Source organism: Streptomyces lacaronensis, assembly GCF_047337785.1.
In the GTDB taxonomy this organism is placed as follows: Bacteria; Actinomycetota; Actinomycetes; order Streptomycetales; family Streptomycetaceae; genus Streptomyces; species Streptomyces lycopersici.
This window is the reverse complement of record NZ_JBLHDK010000003.1, coordinates 11,052,277-11,073,852: the sequence shown is the minus strand read 5'-3', so window position 1 is coordinate 11,073,852 and position 21,576 is coordinate 11,052,277. Positions and strand designations below refer to the sequence as shown.

The 21,576-nt window shown below is 72.0% G+C and carries 1 protein-coding gene (only partly in view); it reads right to left on the bottom strand.

What is annotated here, in order from left to right; genetic code table 11:
• A protein-coding gene (locus ACMTAK_RS47775; protein ID WP_413811968.1) for a type I polyketide synthase crosses the window boundary here: on the bottom strand, positions 1 to 21,576 show its 5' portion. It extends 16,149 nt beyond the left edge of the window; the window shows 21,576 of its 37,725 coding nt (coding positions 1-21,576); the start codon lies at positions 21,574 to 21,576; its stop codon lies off the left edge, out of view.

Here is a 21,576-nt window from a genome sequence, read left to right as displayed (position 1 = left end):
CTCGAGCCGCCGCAGCATCACGCCCGAGGCGCGGATCGCGGCCTGGTCCTCGGGGCCGCCGTCCGCGAGCACTCCGGCGAGCCGGGCCCCGGCCCGTGCGTCCATGGCGCGCGGCAGGTCGATCAGCCCGCCCCAGCTGTCCGGGTACTCCACTCCGGCCACCCGGCCCAGACCCCACACCGCCGCCTGGGTGGGGCTGGTGAGCGGATCGGAGCTGCCGATGGACACCGCGCCCTGGGTGGCGCACCACAGTGGCGCGCGGACGCCGAGGTCGTCGAGGGCCTGGATCAGGACGAGGGTCAGGGTCAGGCCGGTGGTGGCCACGGGATGTGCGGGGTGCGGGTGTTCATCGAGCGGCAGCAGTGACAGTACGCCGGACAGCGTGTCCAGCGGGTGGTCGGCGGTGGCGGCGCGCAGCCGCTCGGCCACCGTGGCGCGGTGTGCGTCGTCCGCGCCCAGCTCGACGAGGACGACATCGGCTCCGTGTGCCGCGAGCGCCTCGCGGGAGGCCATGACCAGCGGGTCGTCGGGGCGGGAGCTGGGAGCCAGCAGCAGCCATGGCCCCGGAAGCGAGGCGGCCGGGGTGCCGCTCTTGGGGCGCCAGATCACGCGGTAGCGCCACTCGTCCACGGTCGATTCGGAGCGCCGCTGCCGACGCCACTGTGCGAGGGCGGGCAGGACGGTGCCCAACGAGGCGTGCTGCTCGGTGGATTGGACCTGGAGCGTGGCGGCCAGTGCCTCGGTGTCCTCGCGCTCCACGGCCTGCCAGAAGTGCGTGTCCGCGCTGTCTTCGGTGGACGTGCCCTCAGTGGGGCGCGCGGTGGTGGCCGAGGTGAGCCAGTAGCGCTGGTGCTGGAAGGCGTAGGTGGGCAGATCGACGGGGTGCGCACCGGTCCCGGCGAAGACCGTCCGCCAGTCGACGGCGATGCCGCCGACGTGGGCCTCGGCCAGGGAGGTCAGGAACCTCTCCGGGCCGCCTTCGTCGCGGCGCAGCGAGCCGATGGCCGCCACGGGGGTGCCGTGGTCGTCAGCCGTCTGCTCGATGCCCATGGTGAGCACGGGATGCGCGCTGGCCTCCACGAACGTCTGGAAGCCCTCGTCGAGGAGCACGCGTACGGTCTCGTCGAAACGCACGGTCCCGCGCAGATTGCGGTACCAGTAGCCGGCGTTCAGCTCCGTGGTGTCCAGCACGCCGCCGGTCACCGTCGAGTAGAACGGCACCGAGGAGGATCGCGGAGCGATCCCGGCGAGGGTGCGCCGGATCTCGTCCTCGATGCTCTCGACGTGCACGGAGTGCGAGGCGTAGTCCACGGGGACGCGGCGCGCCCGGATCTCCTCCTTCTCGCACGCCGCCAGCAACTCGTCCAGCGCGTCCGCGTCGCCGGAGACCACGACCGCCGACGGGCCGTTCACCGCCGCCACCGACAGCCGCTCGCCCCATGCCACGAGCCGCTCCCGCACGCGCTCCACGGGCAGCGACACCGACGCCATGCCACCGCGCCCGGACAGCGCCCGGATCGCCTGACTGCGCAGCGCCACCACCTTCGCGGCATCCTCCAGCGACAACGCACCCGCCACACACGCCGCCGCGATCTCACCCTGCGAGTGGCCGATGACGGCCGACGGCTCCACGCCGTACGAGCGCCACAGCTCCGCCAGCGACACCATCACCGCGAACAGGGCGGGCTGTACGACATCCACCCGCTCCAGCGCCACGGGGTCACCGAGCACATCCACCAGTGACCAGTCCACATGCGGCGCCAGGGCCGCCGCGCACTCCTCGATCCGCCGGGCGAACACCGGCGAGGAATCCCGCAGCCGGGCCGCCATGCCCACCCACTGCGACCCTTGGCCGGGGAAGACGAAGGCGACCCCGGCGCTGCGCGTGGCGACGCCTTCGACCAGCCCGGAGGTGGCCCGTCCCGCGAGGTGGTCGGCCAGGATCCGTACGGCCTCCGCACGGTCGGGGGCCAGCACGACCGCACGGTGTTCGAAGGCGGTCCGCGTGGTGGCGAGGGAGAATCCGATGTCCTCGGCCGTGACCTCCGGGTGCCGCTCCACGTGGTCCAGCAGCCGCGTGGCCTGGGCGCGCAGCGCCGCCTCGGACTTGCTCGACAGCAGCCAGGGGACGAGCGGCGGCGCCGTGCGGGGCGCCGCCGTCTCCTCCGCCACGTCCGCACCGGAAGCGGCGTCGGTAGCGGCCGGTGACGGCGCCTGCTCGATGATGACGTGGGCGTTGGTGCCGCTGATGCCGAACGAGGACACCCCGGCCCGGCGCGGCTCCCCACCCTCGGGCCACGCGGTGGCCTCGGCGAGGAGTTCGACGGTGCCCGCCGTCCAGTCAACGTGCGGGGACGGCTCGTCGATGTGCAAGGTGCGGGGCAGCATGCCGTGCCGCATCGCCAGCACCATCTTCATCACACCCGCCACACCGGCCGCCGCCTGCGTATGACCGATGTTCGACTTGACCGACCCCAGCAGCAGCGGGTGGTCCGTGGCGCGCTCACGGCCGTAGGTGGCCAGCAGTGCCTGTGCCTCGATCGGGTCGCCCAGCTTCGTTCCCGTCCCGTGTGCCTCGACGGCGTCGACCTGACCGGCCGTGAGCCCGGCGTTGGCCAGCGCCTGGCGGATCACCCGCTGCTGGGACGGCCCGTTGGGGGCGGACAGCGCACTGCTCGCACCGTCCTGGTTGGTCGCCGTGCCCCGGACGACGGCCAGCACGGGATGCCCGTTGCGCTGTGCGTCGGAGAGCCGCTCCAGGAAGAGCATGCCGACGCCCTCGGCCGGCCCGAAACCGTCGGCCGCCGCCGCGAAGGGCTTGCACCGCCCGTCGGCTGCGAGCCCGCGCTGCCGGCTGAAGCCGATGAACGTGCCGGGCGTGGCCATGACGGTGACACCACCGGCCAGGGCCAGGGAGCACTCCCCCTGACGAAGGGCCTGTACGGCCAGATGCAGGGCGACCAGCGACGAGGAACACGCGGTGTCCACCGTGACCGCCGGGCCCTCCAGGCCCAGGGTGTAGGCCACACGCCCGGACACCACGCTGATGGCGCTGCCGGTCACCAAGTGGCCCTCGACACCGTCGGCGGCCTGGTGCACCCGCGGCCCGTAGTCGGGGGCCACGGCGCCGACGAACACTCCGGACCGGCTGCCCTTGAGCGAGGCCGGGTCGATGCCCGCCCGCTCGATGGCCTCCCACGAGGTCTCCAGCAGCAGCCGCTGCTGGGGGTCCATCGCCAGCGCCTCACGCGGTGAGATCCCGAAGAAATCGGCGTCGAAGCCGCCGACATCGTGCAGGAATCCGCCCTCGCGCGCATAGGACGTGCCCGGCCGGTCGGGGTCCGCGTCATAGAGCGAGTCGAGGTCCCAGCCGCGGTCCTCGGGGAATGGTGTGATGGCGTCCTCGGCGCCGCTCAGCAGCCGCCAGAACTCCTCGGGAGAGCGCACCCCACCGGGGAAGCGGCAGCTCATCCCGACGATCGCGATCGGCTCGCGGGCCGCCGACTCCACATCCTGAAGGCGCTGCCGCGTCTGGCGCAGATCAGCCGTCACCCGCCGGAGATAGGCCGCCGCCGTCTCCAGGTGGTCGGCGACGTCGTCCGTGCCACCGGCATCGGTGGTCGGGGCATCCGGCGCCGGGCCGCCGAAGTCGCCGTCCCAGCGCGACGGAAGGCGTTTCGGCCGGTCGCTCGCCATCGCCCCGGTGGCGTCGTCAGCTGCGGCGTCCGTGCCGAGCAACGCGACGTCCAGCCGGTCGAATTCCGCGGCCACGTCCGACGGGTCGTCCGCGGCCACGGGGGCGATCTCCGCAACCAGATGTGCGCCCAGTGCGGCCGGGGTCGGGTAGTCGAAGATGAGGGTCGCGGGCAGCCGCAGCCCGGTGGCCGCGTTCAGCCTGTTGCGCAGCTCGACCGCGGTCAGCGAGTCGAAGCCCAGCTCCAGGAAGCCCCGATCGGTGTCCACCGCGGACGCCGTCCCATGGCCGAGCACCGTGGCGGCGTGTTCCTGGACCAGACGCAGCAGCATCCGCTGCCGCTCCCCCTGACCGAGCCCGGCCAGCCGCCGCGCCAACGACGCCTCCTGCGAGCCGAGGTCTTCCTGGGCCGAGGCGCGCCGGGACAGGACGGGCCGTCGTACGAGCCCGTTGAGCAGCGGGGGTACGGGCGAGGTGTCAGCGGTGGCCGCCAACTGGCCGAGGTCGAGCCGGGCGGGCACCACCACACCCTCGGCCAGCCGACCCGCCGTGTCGAACAGCCGCAGTCCCTCCTCGGAGGAGAACGGCACCAGTCCCCCCCGCGTCATCCGCGAGATGTCCGCCTGATCGAGATGTCCGGTCATCCCGGAGCGCTCGGCCCACAGACCCCAGGCGAGTGACACTCCGGGCAGGCCCATCGCCCGGCGCCGCTGGGCCAGCCCGTCCAGGAACGTGTTGGCGGCGGCGTAGTTCGCCTGCCCCGCGGCCCCCAACACACCGGCGGCCGACGAGAACAGGGCGAACATGGCCACATCGAAACGGCGCGTCAGCTCGTGCAGATGCCACGCCCCGTCGACCTTCGCCCGCAACACCGCGTCCAGCCGCTCCGGCGTCAGCGAGGCCACCGTGCCGTCATCCAGAAGACCCGCGGCATGAACCACACCGGTCAGACCGTGTCCGTCGGGGAGGTCGGCCAGCAGATCGGCCAGCGCCTCGCGGTCGGCGACATCGCAGGCCGCGACCGTGACCGAGACCCCCTGAGCCGTCAGCTCCGCCTCGAGCTCTGTCAGACTCTCGGCCGCGCGGCCACGGCGGCTGACCAGCAGCAGGCGGCGTATACCGTGCTCGGCCACCATATGCCGGGCGACCAACCCGCCCAGGACACCTCCGGCGCCGGTGATCAGTACCGTCCCCTCCGGGTCCAGCGCGGCCGGAACACTCAGCACCAGCTTGCCCACATGACGCGCCTGGCTCATGAACCGGAACACCTCAGGAGCCCTGCGCACATCCCACACCCGTGCGGGCAGCGGCTCCAGCTCACCTCGTCCGAAGAGCGCCACGATCTCCGCAAGCATCTCCCCAATACGCTCCGGACCCGCCTCGGCCAGGTCGAACGCCCGGTACATCACCCCCGGATGCGCCGCGGCCACCTCCTCGGCCGACCGCACATCCGTCTTGCCCATCTCGATGAACCGCCCGCCCTCACCCAGCAGCCGCAGCGACGCGTCCACGAACTCACCGGCCAGAGAGTCCAGAACCACATCCACACCACGACCACCCGAGGCCTCCCTGAACCGCTCCTCGAACTCCAGCGTCCGCGACGACGCGATATGCGCATCGTCCAGCCCCAGCCCGCGCAGAACATCCCACTTGGACTCGCTCGCGGTCGCGAACACCTCCACACCCCACGCCCGCGCCAACTGCACCGCCGCCATACCCACACCACCAGCAGCCGAATGCACCAACAGCGACTCACCACGCCGCAGACCCCCCAACTCCCGCAGCGCGTACAAAGCCGTCACGGACGCCACAGGGACGGACGCGGCCTCGGTGAAGGACCAGCCGTCCGGGATGCGCACCAGGCTGCGGTGGTCCACTACGGCCAGCGGCCCGAATCCGCCGTTCCACAGCCCCATGACCCGGTCGCCGACGGCGAGGGAGGTCACGCCGGGGCCGGTGGCCACGACCACACCGGCTCCCTCGCTCCCCATCACGGCCCCCGGGTCCGGATACATGTTCAGGCAGATCAGGACATCGCGGAAGTTCATGCCCGCGGCGCGCACGGCGACCCGCACCTCGTGCTCGCCGAGTTCCCCGGTGGCATCCGTGGCCGTGGCCGGCCTCAGCCCCTCCAGCGTGCCCGCTCCGGACGCCTCCAGCCGCCATGCCTCCCCGCCATCCGGCGGCGTCAGCACACCCCTCGCGATGCCGGGGGCCAGACGCGGCACCAGCACCTCGGCACCGCGCACCGCGAGCTGCGGCTCCCCGATGGACACCGCCTGATGCACCACGGCCAGCGACGCCCCGGCACCGTCCACGTCCAGCAGAACGAACCGGTCCGGATGCTCGGCCTGCGCCGACCGCACCAGCCCCCACACCGGAGCCGCCGCCAGATCACGCGGATCCGCACCGTCCTCGGTCGCCAGCGCGCCCCGGGTGACGAACACCAGCCGCGCCCCGGCGAACCCGTCCTCAGCCAGCCACGCCCGCACCATCTCCAGGGCCCGGTGGGCCACGGCGTGTGCCGCCGGGACGACGTCCTCACCGGGGCCGGAGGACACGGTCACGAACACCAGGTCCGGCATCGGAGCACCCGATCCCACATGTACCGCCAGAGCGGCCAGGTCGGCATGTTCCTCCACCGACCCGTCGGCCGCCTCAAACACCCTGGCCACACCGAAGGGGTCCGGCCCGGCCACGGCGCACCGGTCGGTGGCGGGGGCCTGGGCGGTTGTGGGCGCCGCGATCCACTCCACCCGGTACAGCGACTCGCCGTCGCCGGCGGACGACGCGAGCTGCGCTTCCGAGACCGGCCGGGTCACCAGCGCCTCCGCCGACGCCACCGGCGTACCGGCGGCGTCAGCCACCAGCACGGACATCCCCTCGGCGCCCGTGCGGGCCAGCCGCACCCGCAGAGTGGTCGCGCCGGTGGCGTGCAACGACACACCGCTCCACACGAACGGCAGCCGGATCCCTGTCTTACTCCCGTCCTTCTCCGGATGCGAGGCGGCGCACACCAGCCAGGCGTGCAGCGCCGCATCGAGCAGCGCGGGGTGCAGCCCGAACCGGGCCGCCTCCGCCCGCGACTCCTCCGGCAGCGCCACCTCGGCGAAGACCTCATCACCCTTGCGCCACACGGCGCGCAGCCCCTGGAACACCGGCCCGTACGCCAGCCCGGTGGCCGCCACATCCTCGTAGAAGCCCGCGGTGTCGACCGCTTCCGCGCCCGCCGGTGGCCATGCCTTCAGGTCCGCAGGGCCGGTCGTCCCGTCGATCGCGGTGGAGTTCACTGCCAGGATGCCCTTCGCATGGCACGTCCACGAGGCGTTCGTAACGCCGTCGCGGCGGGCGTGCACGCTGAACTCGCGCTGCGCACTCTGCCCGGGTCCACTCACGACCAGCTGCACCTGGACCGCCCCCTCGTCGGGCAGCACCAGGGGCGCCTGCAGCGTCAGCTCCTCCAACCGGTCACAGCCGACCGCGTCACCGGCCCTCGACGCCAGCTCGACAAACGCCGTACCGGGCAGGATGGTCCGGCCCAACACCGCGTGGTCGGCGAGCCAGGGGTGGGTACGGAGCGAGAGCCGGCCGGTCAGCAGGAACCCATCGGAGTCGGGCAGCGGCACGGCGGCCCCCAGCAACGGATGCCCCGCCGAGTCCAGCCCCACCGACGCCGCATCACCAGCGGTCTCGATGGCCTCGGACTCCAGCCAGAAGTGGGTGCGCTGGAAGGCATACGTCGGCAGATCGACGCGCCGCGCGCCCGTGCCCGCGAAGAGCCCCGCCCAGTCGACGGACGCGCCGCCCACGTACGCCTCAGCCAGGGAGGTCAGGAATCGCTCCAGGCCGCCTTCGTCGCGACGCAGCGAACCGACCGCGGTGACCCGGGTCCCGTGGTCCTCGGCAGTCTGCTCCACACCCATCGTCAGGACGGGGTGGGCACTGGCCTCGATGAACACCTGGAAACCGTCGGTGAGCAGGGCGCGGACGGTCTCGTCGAAGCGCACCGTCTGACGAAGATTGCGGTACCAGTACCCGGCGTCCAATTCCTGGATGTCCAGCACCCCGCCGGTCACCGTCGAATAGAACGGCACCGACGACGACCGAGGGCTGATCCCCGCCAGGGCGTGCCGAAGCTCATCTTGGATGGCCTCGACGTGAGCACAGTGTGAGGCGTAATCCACCGGAACGCGCCGCGCCCGGATCCCCTCGCCCTCGCATACGGCCAGCAACTCATCCAACGCGTCCGCGTCACCGGAGACCACCACGGCCGAGGGTCCGTTCACTGCGGCAACCGACAACCGCTCACCCCACCGGCCCAGTTGCTCCCGTACGGCCTCCACCGGCAGCGACACCGACACCATGCCGCCCAGCCCCGACAACGCCCGCAGCGCCTTACTGCGCAACGCCACCACTCGCGCCGCGTCCTCCAAGGACAACGCACCGGCCACACACGCCGCCGCGATCTCACCCTGGGAGTGGCCAACGACCGCGGCAGGCTCGACACCGTACGAACGCCACAACTCGGCCAGCGACACCATCACCGCCCACAACACCGGCTGCACCACATCCACCCGCTCCAACGCCACCGCATCGCCCAGCACATCGCCCAGCGACCACTCCACAAACGGCGCCAACGCCGCCGCACACTCCTCCATCCGCCCCGCGAACACCGGAGACGACTCCAACAGCCCCGCCGCCATCCCCACCCACTGCGACCCCTGACCAGGGAAGACAAGCACCGCGTGATCCCGGGCCGCCGCCATCCCGCGCACCACACCGGGGGCCACGTTCCCCTCGGCCAGCGCGCCCAGGCCGTCGACGAGACCGTCCCCGTCCCCCGCCAGCACCACCGCGCGGTGTTCGAAGACACCGCGCGTGGTCGCCAACGACAACCCGACGTCGGCGGGCGAAACCTCTCCGTGCTCGCGCACATGCGCCAGCAACCGCTCCGCCTGTGCCTCGACCGCGGTGTCCGACCGTCCGGAGATCACCCAGGGCGTGATCTCCGGCAGCCCCTCGGCCGGGGCGTCGTCATCGGCACCATGGTCGGGGGCCTCATCGAGCGGGGCCTGCTCCAGCACGGCGTGGGCGTTGGTTCCGCTCATCCCGAAGGAGGAGACCGCCGCACGACGCGGTCGTCCCGTCTCCGGCCAGGGCATATCGTCCGTCAGCAGGCGCAACCCGCCGTCGGACCAGTCCACATGCGGCGATGGCTCATCCACGTGCAGGGTGCGCGGCAGCACGCCGTGTCGCATGCCGAGCACCATCTTGATCACACCGGTCACACCCGCCGCCGCCTGCGTGTGCCCGATGTTCGACTTCACCGAGCCCAGCAGCAGCGGCCGTTCTTCGGGGCGGCCCCTGCCGTACGTGGCGAGCAGGGCCTGCGCCTCGATGGGGTCGCCCAGCTTGGTGCCGGTGCCATGTGCCTCGACCGCGTCCACCTCGGCCGGCTGGAGCCGGGCGTTCTCCAACGCGGCGCGGATCACCCGCTGTTGCGAGGGGCCGTTGGGCGCGGTGAGGCCGTTGCTCGCACCGTCCTGGTTGATGGCGGTGCCCCGTACGAGGGCGAGCACACGGTGTCCGTTTCGGCGGGCGTCCGACAGGCGTTCCAGCAGCAGCACACCGACGCCCTCCGCCGGGCCGAAGCCATCGGCGGCGGCGGAGAAGGGCTTGCAGCGCCCGTCCGGCGCCAGCCCCCGCTGGCGGCTGAAGCCGACGAACGTCCAGGGGGTGGACATGACGGCGGTGCCACCGGCCAGGGCCAGGGAGCACTCGCCCTGCCGCAGCGACTGCGCGGCCAGGTGCAGCGCCACCAGCGACGACGAGCACGCCGTGTCGACGGCGACGGCGGGCCCTTCGAAGCCGAACGCATAGGCGAGCCGCCCGGAGGTGACGCTGAGGGCGTTACCGGTGAGCAGATAGCCCTCGACACCGCTCGACGGCCGGATCGGGCCCGCGCCGTATCCGTGTGACCCGGCGCCCACGAACACACCGGTCTGGCTGCCGCGCAGGGAGGCCGGGTCGATGCCCGCGCGCTCGAAGGTCTCCCAGGACGTCTCCAGCAGCAGTCGGTGCTGCGGGTCCATCGCCACCGCCTCGCGCGGTGAGATGCCGAAGAACGCCGCGTCGAATTCACCCGCGCCGTCGACGAAGCCGCCGTGGCGCGTGTAGGTCTTCCCGGGGGCGTCGGGGTCGGCGTCGTAGAGTCCGTCGAGCTCCCAGCCACGGTCTTCGGGGAAGCCGGATATCGCGTCACGGCCCTCGGTCAGCAGGTCCCACAGTTCCTCCGGGGACCGGACACCGCCGGGCAGACGGCACCCCATGGCGACGATGGCGATCGGGTCGTCGTCCGGCTCGGCACGGGTGACGGGCGCGGGTGCCGAGGGGGCATCGCCCTCCCGGAGGCCGAGCAGTTCCGTGCGGAGGTATTCCGCGAGCGCGGCGGGGGTCGGGTAGTCGAAGACGACCGTGGCGGGCAGCCGCTCGCCCGTGGCAGCGTTCAGCCGGTTCCGCAGCTCCACCGCCGTGAGGGAGTCGAAACCGTGCTCCTTGAAGGAGATCTCCGGCTCGACCGCGTCCGGTGTGCTGTGGCCGAGGACGGTGGCGGCCTGGTCCTGGACCATGCGCAGCACCATCCGCTCCCGCTCCGCGTCGCCCACCCGGCGCAGCCGCTGCCGTAGTGACGCCTCCTCCGCTGCGGGCGTCGTCCGGGCCAGCGCGCGGCGGACCACGGTGGCCCGTTCCGGTCGGCCGTCGCCGGGCCGCGCTGTCGCGGCCGCGAACTGTTCCTCCGTGACCGGCCGCGCCACCAGCGCGTCCACCGTGGCCACCGGCGTTCCCGCGGTGTCGGCGACCAGCGCGGACAGGGTGTCGGTTCCCTTGCGGGTCAGCCGTACGCGGAGCATCGACGCCCCGGTCGCGTGCAGCGACACACCGCTCCAGAGGAACGGCAGGCGGATGCTGTCCGCATCGCCCGAGAGGGGCGCCAGACCCGGCTGCAAGGCGGTGTCCAGCAGGGCCGGGTGGATGCCGAACCGGGACACCTCGCCATGGGCTTCCTCGGCCAGCACCACCTCGGCGAAGAGCTCGTCACCGCGGCGCCATACCGCGCGAACGCCGCGGAAGACGGGCCCGTACGCCACCCCGGCGTCGGCCAACCGCTCGTAGAGACCGGCGGTGTCGACGGCCTCCGCGCCGGTCGGCGGCCATACGCCGAGGTCCGTCGCGTGGCTCTGGACCTCGCCGTGGGCTTCATGGTGGGCTTCGCCGTGGACCAGCGTTCCCGAGGCATATCGGGTCCATGGCCGGTCCGTGGTGTCCTCCGGCCGCGCGTACATCCGTATGGGACGTCCGCCGTCCTCCCCGGGTCCGCCGACGGTCAACTGGAGCTGTACGGCGCCCTGTTCCGGAAGCACCAGAGGCGCCTCCAGAGTCAGTTCCTGCACGCGGTCGCATCCGGCCGCGTCACCGGCACGAAGCGCCAACTCCACGAATGCGGACGCGGGCAGCAGGGCCCGCCCGTGCACGGTGTGTTCGGCGAGCCAGGGATGCGTACGGAGCGAGAGGCGGCCCGTCAGCAACCACCCGTCCGAATCGGGCAGCGCGGTCGCCGCGCCGAGGAGGGGGTGGTCGGGGGAGGCCAGCCCGGCCGAGGACACATCGCCCGCCACGGCTGAGGGCTCGACCCAGTAGCGCTGGTGCTGGAAGGCGTACGTCGGCAGGTCGACGTGCCGTGCGCCCGTGCCCGCGAACACGGCCGCCCAGTCGACGGCGGCGCCGCCGACGTATGCCTCGGCCAGGGAGATGGCGAACCGTTCGAGCCCGCCTTCGTCGCGGCGCAGGGATCCGACGGCGGTGATGTGCGTGCCGTGGTCCTGGGCCGTCTGCTCCACGCCCATCGTCAGAACGGGGTGGGCGCTGGTCTCGATGAACGTATCGAAGCCGCCGGCCAGCAGGGCACGGACGGTCTCGTCGAAGCGCACCGTCTGGCGCAGATTGCGGTACCAGTACCCGGCGTCCAGTTGCTGGGTGTCCAGCACACCCGCCGTGACCGTGGAGTAGAACGGCACCGACGACGAGCGCGGGGTGATCGGCGCGAGGGTCCGCTGAAGCTCGTCCTCGATGGCCTCGACATGAGCGCAGTGCGAGGCGTAGTCCACGGGGATGCGCCGCGCCCGGATCTCGTCCGCCTCGCACGCCGCCAGCAGCTCGTCCAACGCGTCCGCGTCGCCGGAGACCACGACAGCCGAGGGCCCGTTGATTGCCGCCACCGACAGCCGCTCACTCCACGACGCGAGCCGCTCCCTCACCGCCTCCAACGGCGACGACACCGACACCATGCCGCCGAGCCCCGACAGCGCGCGCAACGCCTCGCTCCGCAGGGCCACCACGCGTGCCCCGTCCTCCAGCGACAACGCACCCGCCACACACGCCGCCGCGATCTCACCCTGCGAGTGACCAATGACGGCCGCGGGCTCGACACCGTACGAACGCCACAGCTCCGCCAACGACACCATCACCGCCCACAAGACGGGCTGCACCACGTCCACCCGCTCGAGCGCCGCGGGGTCGCCGAGCACATCCACCAGCGACCAGTCCACGAACGGCGCCAACGCAGCCGCGCACTCCTCCATCCGCTCCGCGAACACCGGAGACGACTCCAGCAGCCCCGCCGCCATCCCCACCCACTGCGACCCCTGACCAGGGAAGACAAAGGCGACGCGGTCGGAGGAGCCAGTAGCCGCCCCGCGCACCACACCCGTGGCCTCGCGCCCCTCGGCCAGCGCGGTCAGGCCGCTGACGAGCGCGGTACGGTCGGCGCCCAGCACCACCGCCCGCCGCTCGAACACGGCGCGCGTGGTGACCAGCGACAGACCGACATCCACCGACGCCGGACCGGCCCCGTCCCCCACCCTCGACAGCAGGCGCGCGGCCTGCTCCCGCAGCCCCGCCTCGGATCGCGCCGATACCACCCACGGCACCACGCCGCTCGGCTCAGAGGTGGCGTCCGTGGCGGCATCGGACTCCATCGGCCCCTGCTCCAGGATCACATGGGCGTTGGTGCCGCTCACACCGAAGGAGGAGACACCCGCCCGACGGGGCCGACCGGTCTCGGGCCATTGCATCGGGCCGGTCAGAAGCTCCACCGCGCCCACGGACCAGTCCACGTGCGCTGATGGCTCATCGATGTGCAGGGTCTGCGGAAGCACGCCGTTGCGCATGGCCAGCACCGACTTGATGACCCCGGCCACACCGGCCGCGGCCTGGGTGTGGCCGATGTTGGACTTGATCGAGCCGAGCCACAGCGGCCGCTCGCCGGGCCGCTCCTGTCCGTACGTGGCCAGCAGCGCCTGCGCCTCGATGGGGTCGCCCAGCGTCGTACCCGTGCCGTGCGCCTCGACCATATCGACGTCGGCGGCCGACAGCCGGGCGTTCGCCAGGGCGGCCCGGATCACCCGCTGCTGCGACGGGCCGCTCGGTGCGGTGAGGCCGTTGCTCGCGCCGTCCTGGTTGACGGCGGAACCGCGCACGACCGCCAGCACCTGGTGGCCGCTGCGCCGCGCGTCCGACAACCGCTCCAGCAGCAGCAGGCCCACACCCTCGCCCCAGCCCGTGCCGTCCGCTGCCGCCGCGAAAGCCTTGCACCGACCGTCGGCCGCCAGACCGCGCTGTCGGCTGAATTCCACGAAGAGCTCGGGGGTGGACATGATGGTGACCCCGCCGGCGAGCGCGAGCGAGCATTCGCCCCGGCGCAGGGACTGCGCCGCCAGATGCAGGGCGACCAGCGACGACGAACAGGCGGTGTCCACCGTGACCGCCGGGCCCTCGAAGCCGAAGGTGTAGGAGATACGGCCGGAGACGACGCTGGCGGCGCTGCTGGTGACCAGGTGCCCCTCGACGTGCTCCGCTGCCGCCTGGCGCAGGCTGGTTGCGTAGTCCTGGCCGTTGCTGCCCACGAAGACTCCGGTCTGACTGCCCCGGAGCGACGTGGGATCGATCCCGGCCCGCTCGAACGCCTCCCACGACGTTTCCAGCAGGAGCCGCTGCTGCGGGTCCATCGCCACCGCCTCACGCGGCGAGATCCCGAAGAACTTCGGGTCGAAGTCGCCCGCTCCCTCGAGGAACCCGCCCTCGCGGACATAGCTCTTGCCGTGCTCGTCCGGGTCCGGCCCGTAGAGCGTTTCCAGGTCCCATCCGCGGTCGGCGGGGAACTCGGTCAGCACCTCGCGCCCGGCGAGCAGCAGCTGCCACAGGTCTTCCGGTGTCCGCACCTCGCCCGGGAAGCGGCAGCTCATGGCCACAATGGCGATGGGCTCGTCGTCGGGGGCCACGGCGACGGGCAACGCGGCGTCCGCGCCGTTCCCCAGTCCGAGCGCCTCGGTGCGCAGCAGTTTGACCAGCGCCGTCACGGTGGGGTGGTCGAAGAGCAACGTGCTCGGCAGACTCAGCCCGGTGGCCGCGTTCAGCCGGTTGCGCAGGGTCACCGCCGCGAGGGAGTCGAAACCCAGTTCCTTGAAGGCTCGGTCGGCGTCGATGGCCTCGGGACGGCGGTGTCCGAGGACGGCTGCCACATGGGAGCGCACGAACTCCAGGAGGACGCGGTCTTGTTCCGCCGTTCCCAGCCCGGCGAGTCGGCGCCGAAGCGACCCATCAGCGAGCGTGACCTCGTCGGCGGTGTCGGGTGAGCCGTGGGCCATGAGGCCGTGCAGGAGTCGGCGCGAACGGGTGTCCGCCATCGTCCGGGCCAGGGTGTCCCACTCGACGTCGGCGACGATCAGGGACGCTGCCGCCGGGTGGTTGACGCTCTGCGCCAGGGTGGCGACGGCCGACTCGGGGTCCATCGCGGGGAGACCATGGCGCCGCCACCGGTCCGCGACGGCCTCTGCCATGCCGTGGGCGGCCCAGGGCCCCCAGGCCACCGACGTGGCCGGGAGCCCCGCACCGCGCCGCCACTCCGCCAACGCGTCCAAAGTCGCGTTCGCCGCAGCGTAGTTCGCCTGCCCAGCGGCACCCACCATCCCCGAAAACGACGAGAACAGCACAAACGCCGAAAGATCCAGCTCCCGCGTCAACTCATGCAGATGCCACGCCGCCTCCGACTTCGCCCGCAGCACACCCTCGAACCGGTCCACCGACAGCCCATCCACCACACCGTCATCCAGCACACCCGCCGCATGCACCACAGCCGTCAACGGCAACTCCTCCGGCACCCCCGCCAACACCCCGGCCACCGCATCCCGGTCACCCACATCACATGCCGCAACCGTCACCCGAGCACCGACCTCCCTGAGCTCGGCACACAGCTCATCCACGCCCACGGCCTCACAACCACGACGCGACACCAACAGCAGATGCTCCGCACCCGCACGCACCAGCCACCGCGCCACATGGGCACCCAACGCACCCGTACCACCGGTCACCAACACAGTGCCCGACGGCTCCCAGCCCTCCACACCATGCGCACCCTCGACCGCACGCACCACACGGCGGCCGAACACACCCGATGCCCGCACCGCCGCCTCGGTCTCACCCGCGCGGCCACTCACCACACCCATCAGCCGGTCCGCCACCCGCGCATCCCACGCCTCGGGAAGATCCAGCAGACCGCCCCAGCGCTCGGGCACCTCCAGACCGGCCACCCGGCCCAGCCCCCACACGGCCGCCTGCTCCACACTCAACGGGCTCTCCGAACCGCCCACCGCCACCGCGCCCCGCGTCACACACCACACACGGCCACCCACGCCCGCATCCCCGATCCCCTGGAGCAGGGACAACGTCAGCGCCAGACCCAACGGCACCGACCCGTACTCGCCGTGCCGCCCCGCTGCCAGCGCCAGCAGCGACACCACACCCGCGGCGTCGGGGACTTCGGCCTCCTCCAGGGCCCGGCGCAGCCGGTCCGCGATCACCGTGCGGTCGGCGTCGTCCTGCGTCAGCTCGACCACGACAGGCAGGGCACCGCGCCCAGCCAACGCGGCCACACACTCCGCGACCCACTCATCCCCGGCCAGCCCGGCCGGGACCGCCACCAGCCACGTGCCCGTCAGCGCAGCGCCCACCACATCCGAAACGGGCGACCACGACACCCGATAGCGCCAGCCATCAGCCACCTGCGTCAGCGCCGGGGCCGTGCCGGTACGGACCGGCTCCAGCCAGAAGCGCTCCCGCTGGAACGCATATGTCGGCAACTCCACACGGCGGGGGCGGCCCGGCGCCAACAGGGCCGGCCAGTCGACCTGCCGCCCCCGAACATAGATCTCGGCGAGCGCCTCCTGAAGCGAAGGGATCTCGCTCCGGCCATCGCGCAGCACCGACGCGAAGACCGCGTCGGAGACGCACTCCTGCCCCATCCCGGAGAGCACCCCGTCCGGACCCAGCTCCAGGAAGGTGGTGACTCCCGCGTCCGCCAGGCTCCGCACCCCGTCCGCGAACCGCACGGACTCACGGACATGCCGCACCCAGTACTCGGGCGAGCACAGCGCCTCGGCGTCCGCCACCAGACCCGTCACGTTCGACACGACGGGAATGCGCGGAGGCGCGTACGACAGCCCCTCGGCCACCCGCCGGAACTCCGCCAGCATCGGCTCCATCAACGGCGAATGGAAGGCATGCGAGACCCGCAACCGCTTCGTCTTGACCCCCTCGGCCTCCAGCAGCCCCGCAATCTCCGTCACCGCCTCCTCCACACCGGAGATCACGGTGGAGCGCGGACCGTTGACCGCCGCCACACTCACCTCGGCCTCACGACCGACCAGCAGCGGCAGTACGTCGACCTCGGCGGCCCGCACCGACACCATCACCCCACCCGGGGGCAGCGCCTGCATCAACCGCCCACGAGCCGCCACCAGAGCACACGCGTCCTCGAGCGACAACACCCCCGCCACATACGCCGCCACCAACTCACCAATCGAATGCCCCGCCACGAAGTCCGGCCGCACACCCCACGACTCCACCAACCGGAACAGCGCCACCTCCACCGCGAACAACCCACACTGCGCAAACCCGGTCCCATCCAGCCCCGGCACATCACCGAACACCACATCCCGCAGCGAACACTCCAACACCCCGTCGAAGTGCCCACACGCCTCATCAAACGCGTCCGCGAAGACCGGGAACGCCTCATACAGCTCCCGACCCATTCCGGCACGCTGACTGCCCTGCCCCGAGAACAGCACCGCCAGCTTCCCCGGCACCACCGAGCCACGCACCACACCAGCCGCCGGTACACCCTCCGTCAGCGCTTCCAGCCCGGCCGCAAACCCCTCGCGGTCACCGGCCAGCACCACCGCACGATGCTCGAACGCCGACCGGGTGGTCACCAGCGACGAGGCCACATCCACGACCGACGCCTCAGCGTCCAGCTCCCCACGCACCGTCGACAGCAACCGCTCCGCCTGCGCCCGCAGCGCACCCTCGGACTTCGCCGACACCACCCACGGCACCGATGCCGGGGCCTCCCGCCCCTCGTCCACCGGCTCGGCTACGCCCATCTCTGCGGGAGCCTGCTCCACGATGACGTGGGCGTTCGTCCCGCTGATGCCGAACGACGACACCCCCGCACGCCACGACCGGCCCGTCTCCGGCCACACCACCGCATCCGTCAACAACTCCACCGCACCCGCCGACCAATCCACATGCGGCGACGGCTCATCCACATGCAGTGTCCTCGGCAGCACACCGTGCCGCATCGCGAGCACCATCTTCATCACGCCCGCGACACCAGCCGCTGCCTGCGTATGACCGATGTTCGACTTCACCGACCCCAGCCACAGCGGCCGGTCCTCGGCGCCCCGCTCCCGCCCATAGGTCGCGAGCAGCGCCTCGGCCTCGATCGGGTCGCCCAGGGCCGTGCCCGTGCCATGCGCTTCGACCACGTCCACGTCGGCGGGCGAAAGCCCGGCATTCGCCAACGCCGCCCGGATCACGCGCTGTTGGGAGGGTCCGTTCGGCGCGGTCAGCCCGTTTGACGCACCGTCCTGGTTGATGGCGCTGCCGCGTACCACCGCGAGCACCTGGTGACCGTTCCGCCGCGCGTCGGACAGCCGCTCCAGCAGCAGCATCCCGGCGCCCTCGGCCCAGCCCGTGCCATCCGCCGCCGACGCGAACGGCTTGCACCGGCCGTCCGGAGCCAGCCCTTGCTGCCTGCTGAACTCCACGAATAGCCCCGGCGTAGGCATCACCGTCACACCACCGGCGAGGGCAAGCGCGCACTCGCCCTGGCGCAGCGACTGGACCGCCAGATGCAGGGCCACCAAGGAAGACGAACAGGCGGTGTCCACCGTCATCGCCGGGCCCTCGAAGCCCATGGTGTAGGAGATGCGGCCGGAAGCGGCGCTGACGGTGTTGCCGGTCAGCAGGTATCCCTGCAACTCGTCCGAGGCGTCGTGCATCCGCGGGCCGTAGTCCTGGGACATCGCGCCCACGAAGACACCGGTCCCGCTCCTCTCCCGCCCGGCCGGGTCGATGCCCGCGCGTTCGAAGACCTCCCAGGAGGTCTCCAGCAAGAGCCGCTGCTGCGGGTCCATCGCCAGCGCCTCTCGTGGCGAGATCCCGAAGAAGGAGGCATCGAAGTCCCCGGCGTCGTAGAGGAATCCGCCTTCCCGGGCATACGTCGTCCCGGCTCGTCCAGGATCGGCGTCATACAGTCCGGACAGATCCCAGCCCCGGTCCGCCGGAAACGCCCCGATGGCGTCGCCACCGGAGGCGATCAGCTGCCACAGCTCCTCGGGCGACCGCACACCACCGGGGTAGCGGCAGCTCATGCCCACGATCGCGATGGGCTCGTCCGGAGCCACGCCAACCGGCACCGACGCAGTGTCCTCGCGCCCGTCGTCACCCAGGAGCCTGTCCCGCAGATGGCGAACGAGGATCCGGGGCGTGGGGTGGTCGAACAGCAGCGTGGTCGACAGGCGCAGTCCGGTGATGGTGTTCAGGCGGTTGCGGAAGTCGACGGCGCCGAGCGAATCGAAGCCCAGTTCCTTGAAGGTCCGGCCGAGATCGACGGCGTCCGGCCCTTCGTACCCCAGCGCGATGGCGACCTGTTCACGTACCAGGTCGGCCAGTGTCTCCCCGCGCCGGGCGTCGTCCAGCGGGGCGAGACGCGCGCGCAGAAGCGACGCCGCGTCGGTCGCCGATGTGTGCTCCACGCTGTCATCCGGGTCGGTCGCATCGGTCTCGGTGATCGGACTCGACTGCGGCAGGGCCTGGACGTCCAGCCAGTACCGCTTGCGCTGGAAGGCGTAGGTGGGCAGCTCGACGCGCCGCGCACCCGTCGCCGCGAACATCCCCGTCCAGTCGACGGAAGCCCCGCCCACATAGGCCTCGGCCACGGAAGTCAGGAAGCGATCCAGGCCGCCCTCGTCACGGCGCAGCGACCCGACGGCCGCCACGTCGGAGCCATGCTGCTCGGCGGTCTGCTCCACCCCCACTGTGAGCACCGGATGGGCGCTGGCCTCGATGAACACCTGGAAACCGTCGGCCAGCAGAGCGCGGACGGTCTCCTCGAAACGCACCGTCTGCCGCAGATTCCGATACCAGTACCCGGCGTCCAGGTCGGCCGTATCGAGCACTCCACCGGTCACCGTCGAGTAGAACGGCACCGATGACGACCGAGGGCTGATCCCCACGAGGGTCTGCTGAAGCTCATCTTCGATGGCCTCAACGTGAGCGCAGTGTGAGGCGTAATCCACCGGAACGCGCCGCGCCCGGATCCCCTCGCCCTCGCATACGGCCAGCAGCTCGTCCAACGCGTCGGCGTCACCGGAGACCACCACCGCCGAAGGCCCGTTCACCGCGGCCACCGACAACCGCTCACCCCACCGGCCCAGCCGCTCCCGCACCTCCGCCACCGGCAGCGACACCGACACCATGCCCCCACGCCCCGACAACGCCCGCAACGCCTTACTCCGCAACGCCACCACCCGCGCCGCGTCCTCCAACGACAACGCACCCGCCACACACGCCGCCGCGATCTCACCCTGCGAATGCCCCACCACCGCCGCAGGCACCACACCGTACGAACGCCACACCTCAGCCAACGACACCATCACCGCCCACAACACCGGCTGCACCACATCCACCCGCTCCAACGCCACCGGATCGCCGAGCACATCCACCAACGACCACTCCACCAACGGCCCCAACGCCGCCGCACACTCACCCAACCGCTCCGCGAACACCGCAGACGACTCCAACAACCCCACCGCCATCCCCACCCACTGCGACCCCTGCCCCGGAAACACCAACACCGCACGACCATCACCACCCGCAACCACACCCCGCACCAACCCAGAGACATCCCGGCCCTCCGCCACCGCACCCAAGCCCTCGGCCAGAGCCGCACGGTCGGACCCCAACACCACCGCACGATGCTCGAACGCGCTACGCGTCGCCGCCAGAGAGAACCCAACATCTCCGGCCGACAGCTCCGCCCGCTCCCCCACATACGACGCCAGCCGACCCGCCTGCGCCCGCAACGCCGCCTCGGAGCGCCCCGACACCACCCACGGGATCCGGGCGGGAGCGCCCTTCCCATCGGCTCCCGCCGCCTCCCGAGCCACCACCGGCTCCGGGGCCCCGGAGAGCACCACATGGCAGTTCGTCCCGCCCACTCCGAACGAGCTCACCCCGGCGGTCAACGCCTCCCGCGTCCCCGCCGCATCCGCGGTCCACGGCTCGGATGCCGTCTGCACCCGCAGCCTCAGCCGGTCCAGCGGTATGTCCGGGCTGGGCGTCCGGAAGTTGAGGCTGGGGAAGAGCTCGCCGTGTTTGAGCCCCAGGGCCGTCTTGATGAAGCCGACGACACCGGCCGCGCCCTCCAGGTGGCCCACGTTGGTCTTGGCCGACCCCACCAGCAGTGGAGCGTCGGCGGGCCGCCGTGCCGTGCCCAGGACCGCGCCCAGCGCCGCCGCCTCGATCGGGTCGCCGACCTTCGTACCGGTGCCGTGGAGCTCCACGTACTGGACACGGGCCGGGTCGACTCCGGCCTGCCGGTAGGCGCGGCGCAGAAGGTCCTCCTGGGCCGCCCGGTGGGGGGTGGTGAGGTGGTCACCGCCACCGTCGTTGTTGAGCGCGCTGCCCCGGATGACGCAGTACACGGGGTCCCCGTCGGCGAGGGCGTCCGCCAGAGGCTTGAGAACGACGGCGCCGCCGCCCTCGCCGCGTACGAAACCGTTGGCGCGGGCGTCGAAGGTATAGGTGACGCCGTCCGGTGACAGCCCGCCGAACCGGGCGGCGCTGATGCCGCTCTCGGGGGCGAGGTTGAGGTGGACGCCGCCGGCGATGGCGATGGATGTCTCGCCGCGGCGGATGCCTTCGCAGGCCAGGTGGATGGCCGCCAGCGAGGACGCCTGTCCGGCGTCGAGGGTGAGGCTGGGGCCGCGCAGGCCGAGGTGGTAGGAGACGCGGTTGGCGATGATGCCGCGGTGGAGTCCGGTGAAGCTGTGCCGGTCGATGGCCTCCGGACCGCCCCGCCGGATCAGCGTGGCATAGTCGTCCGCGATCACACCGATGTACACGCCGGTGCGGCTGTCGCGGAGCCGGTCCGGAACGATTCCGGCGTCTTCGAGGGCCTCCCAGGTCAGTTCCAGGGTCAGGCGCTGCTGGGGGTCCATGGCCGCCGCCTCGCGTGGCGAGATGCCGAAGAAGGCGGCGTCGAAGTGTTCGATCCGGTCCCGGTCCAGGAATCCGCCCCGGCGTGGGGCTCCGGTGTCCCCTGCCCACCGTCCCTCCGGGGCCTCCGTGATGGCGTCGGCGCCGTCGCGGAGCAGTTGCCGGAAGGTGGCGGGGTCGGGTGCTCCGGGGAGGCGGCAGGACAGTCCGACGACCGCGATCGGCGCGTCCGTCGTGGTCGGCGAGGTGCCGTCGGAACCCTTCAT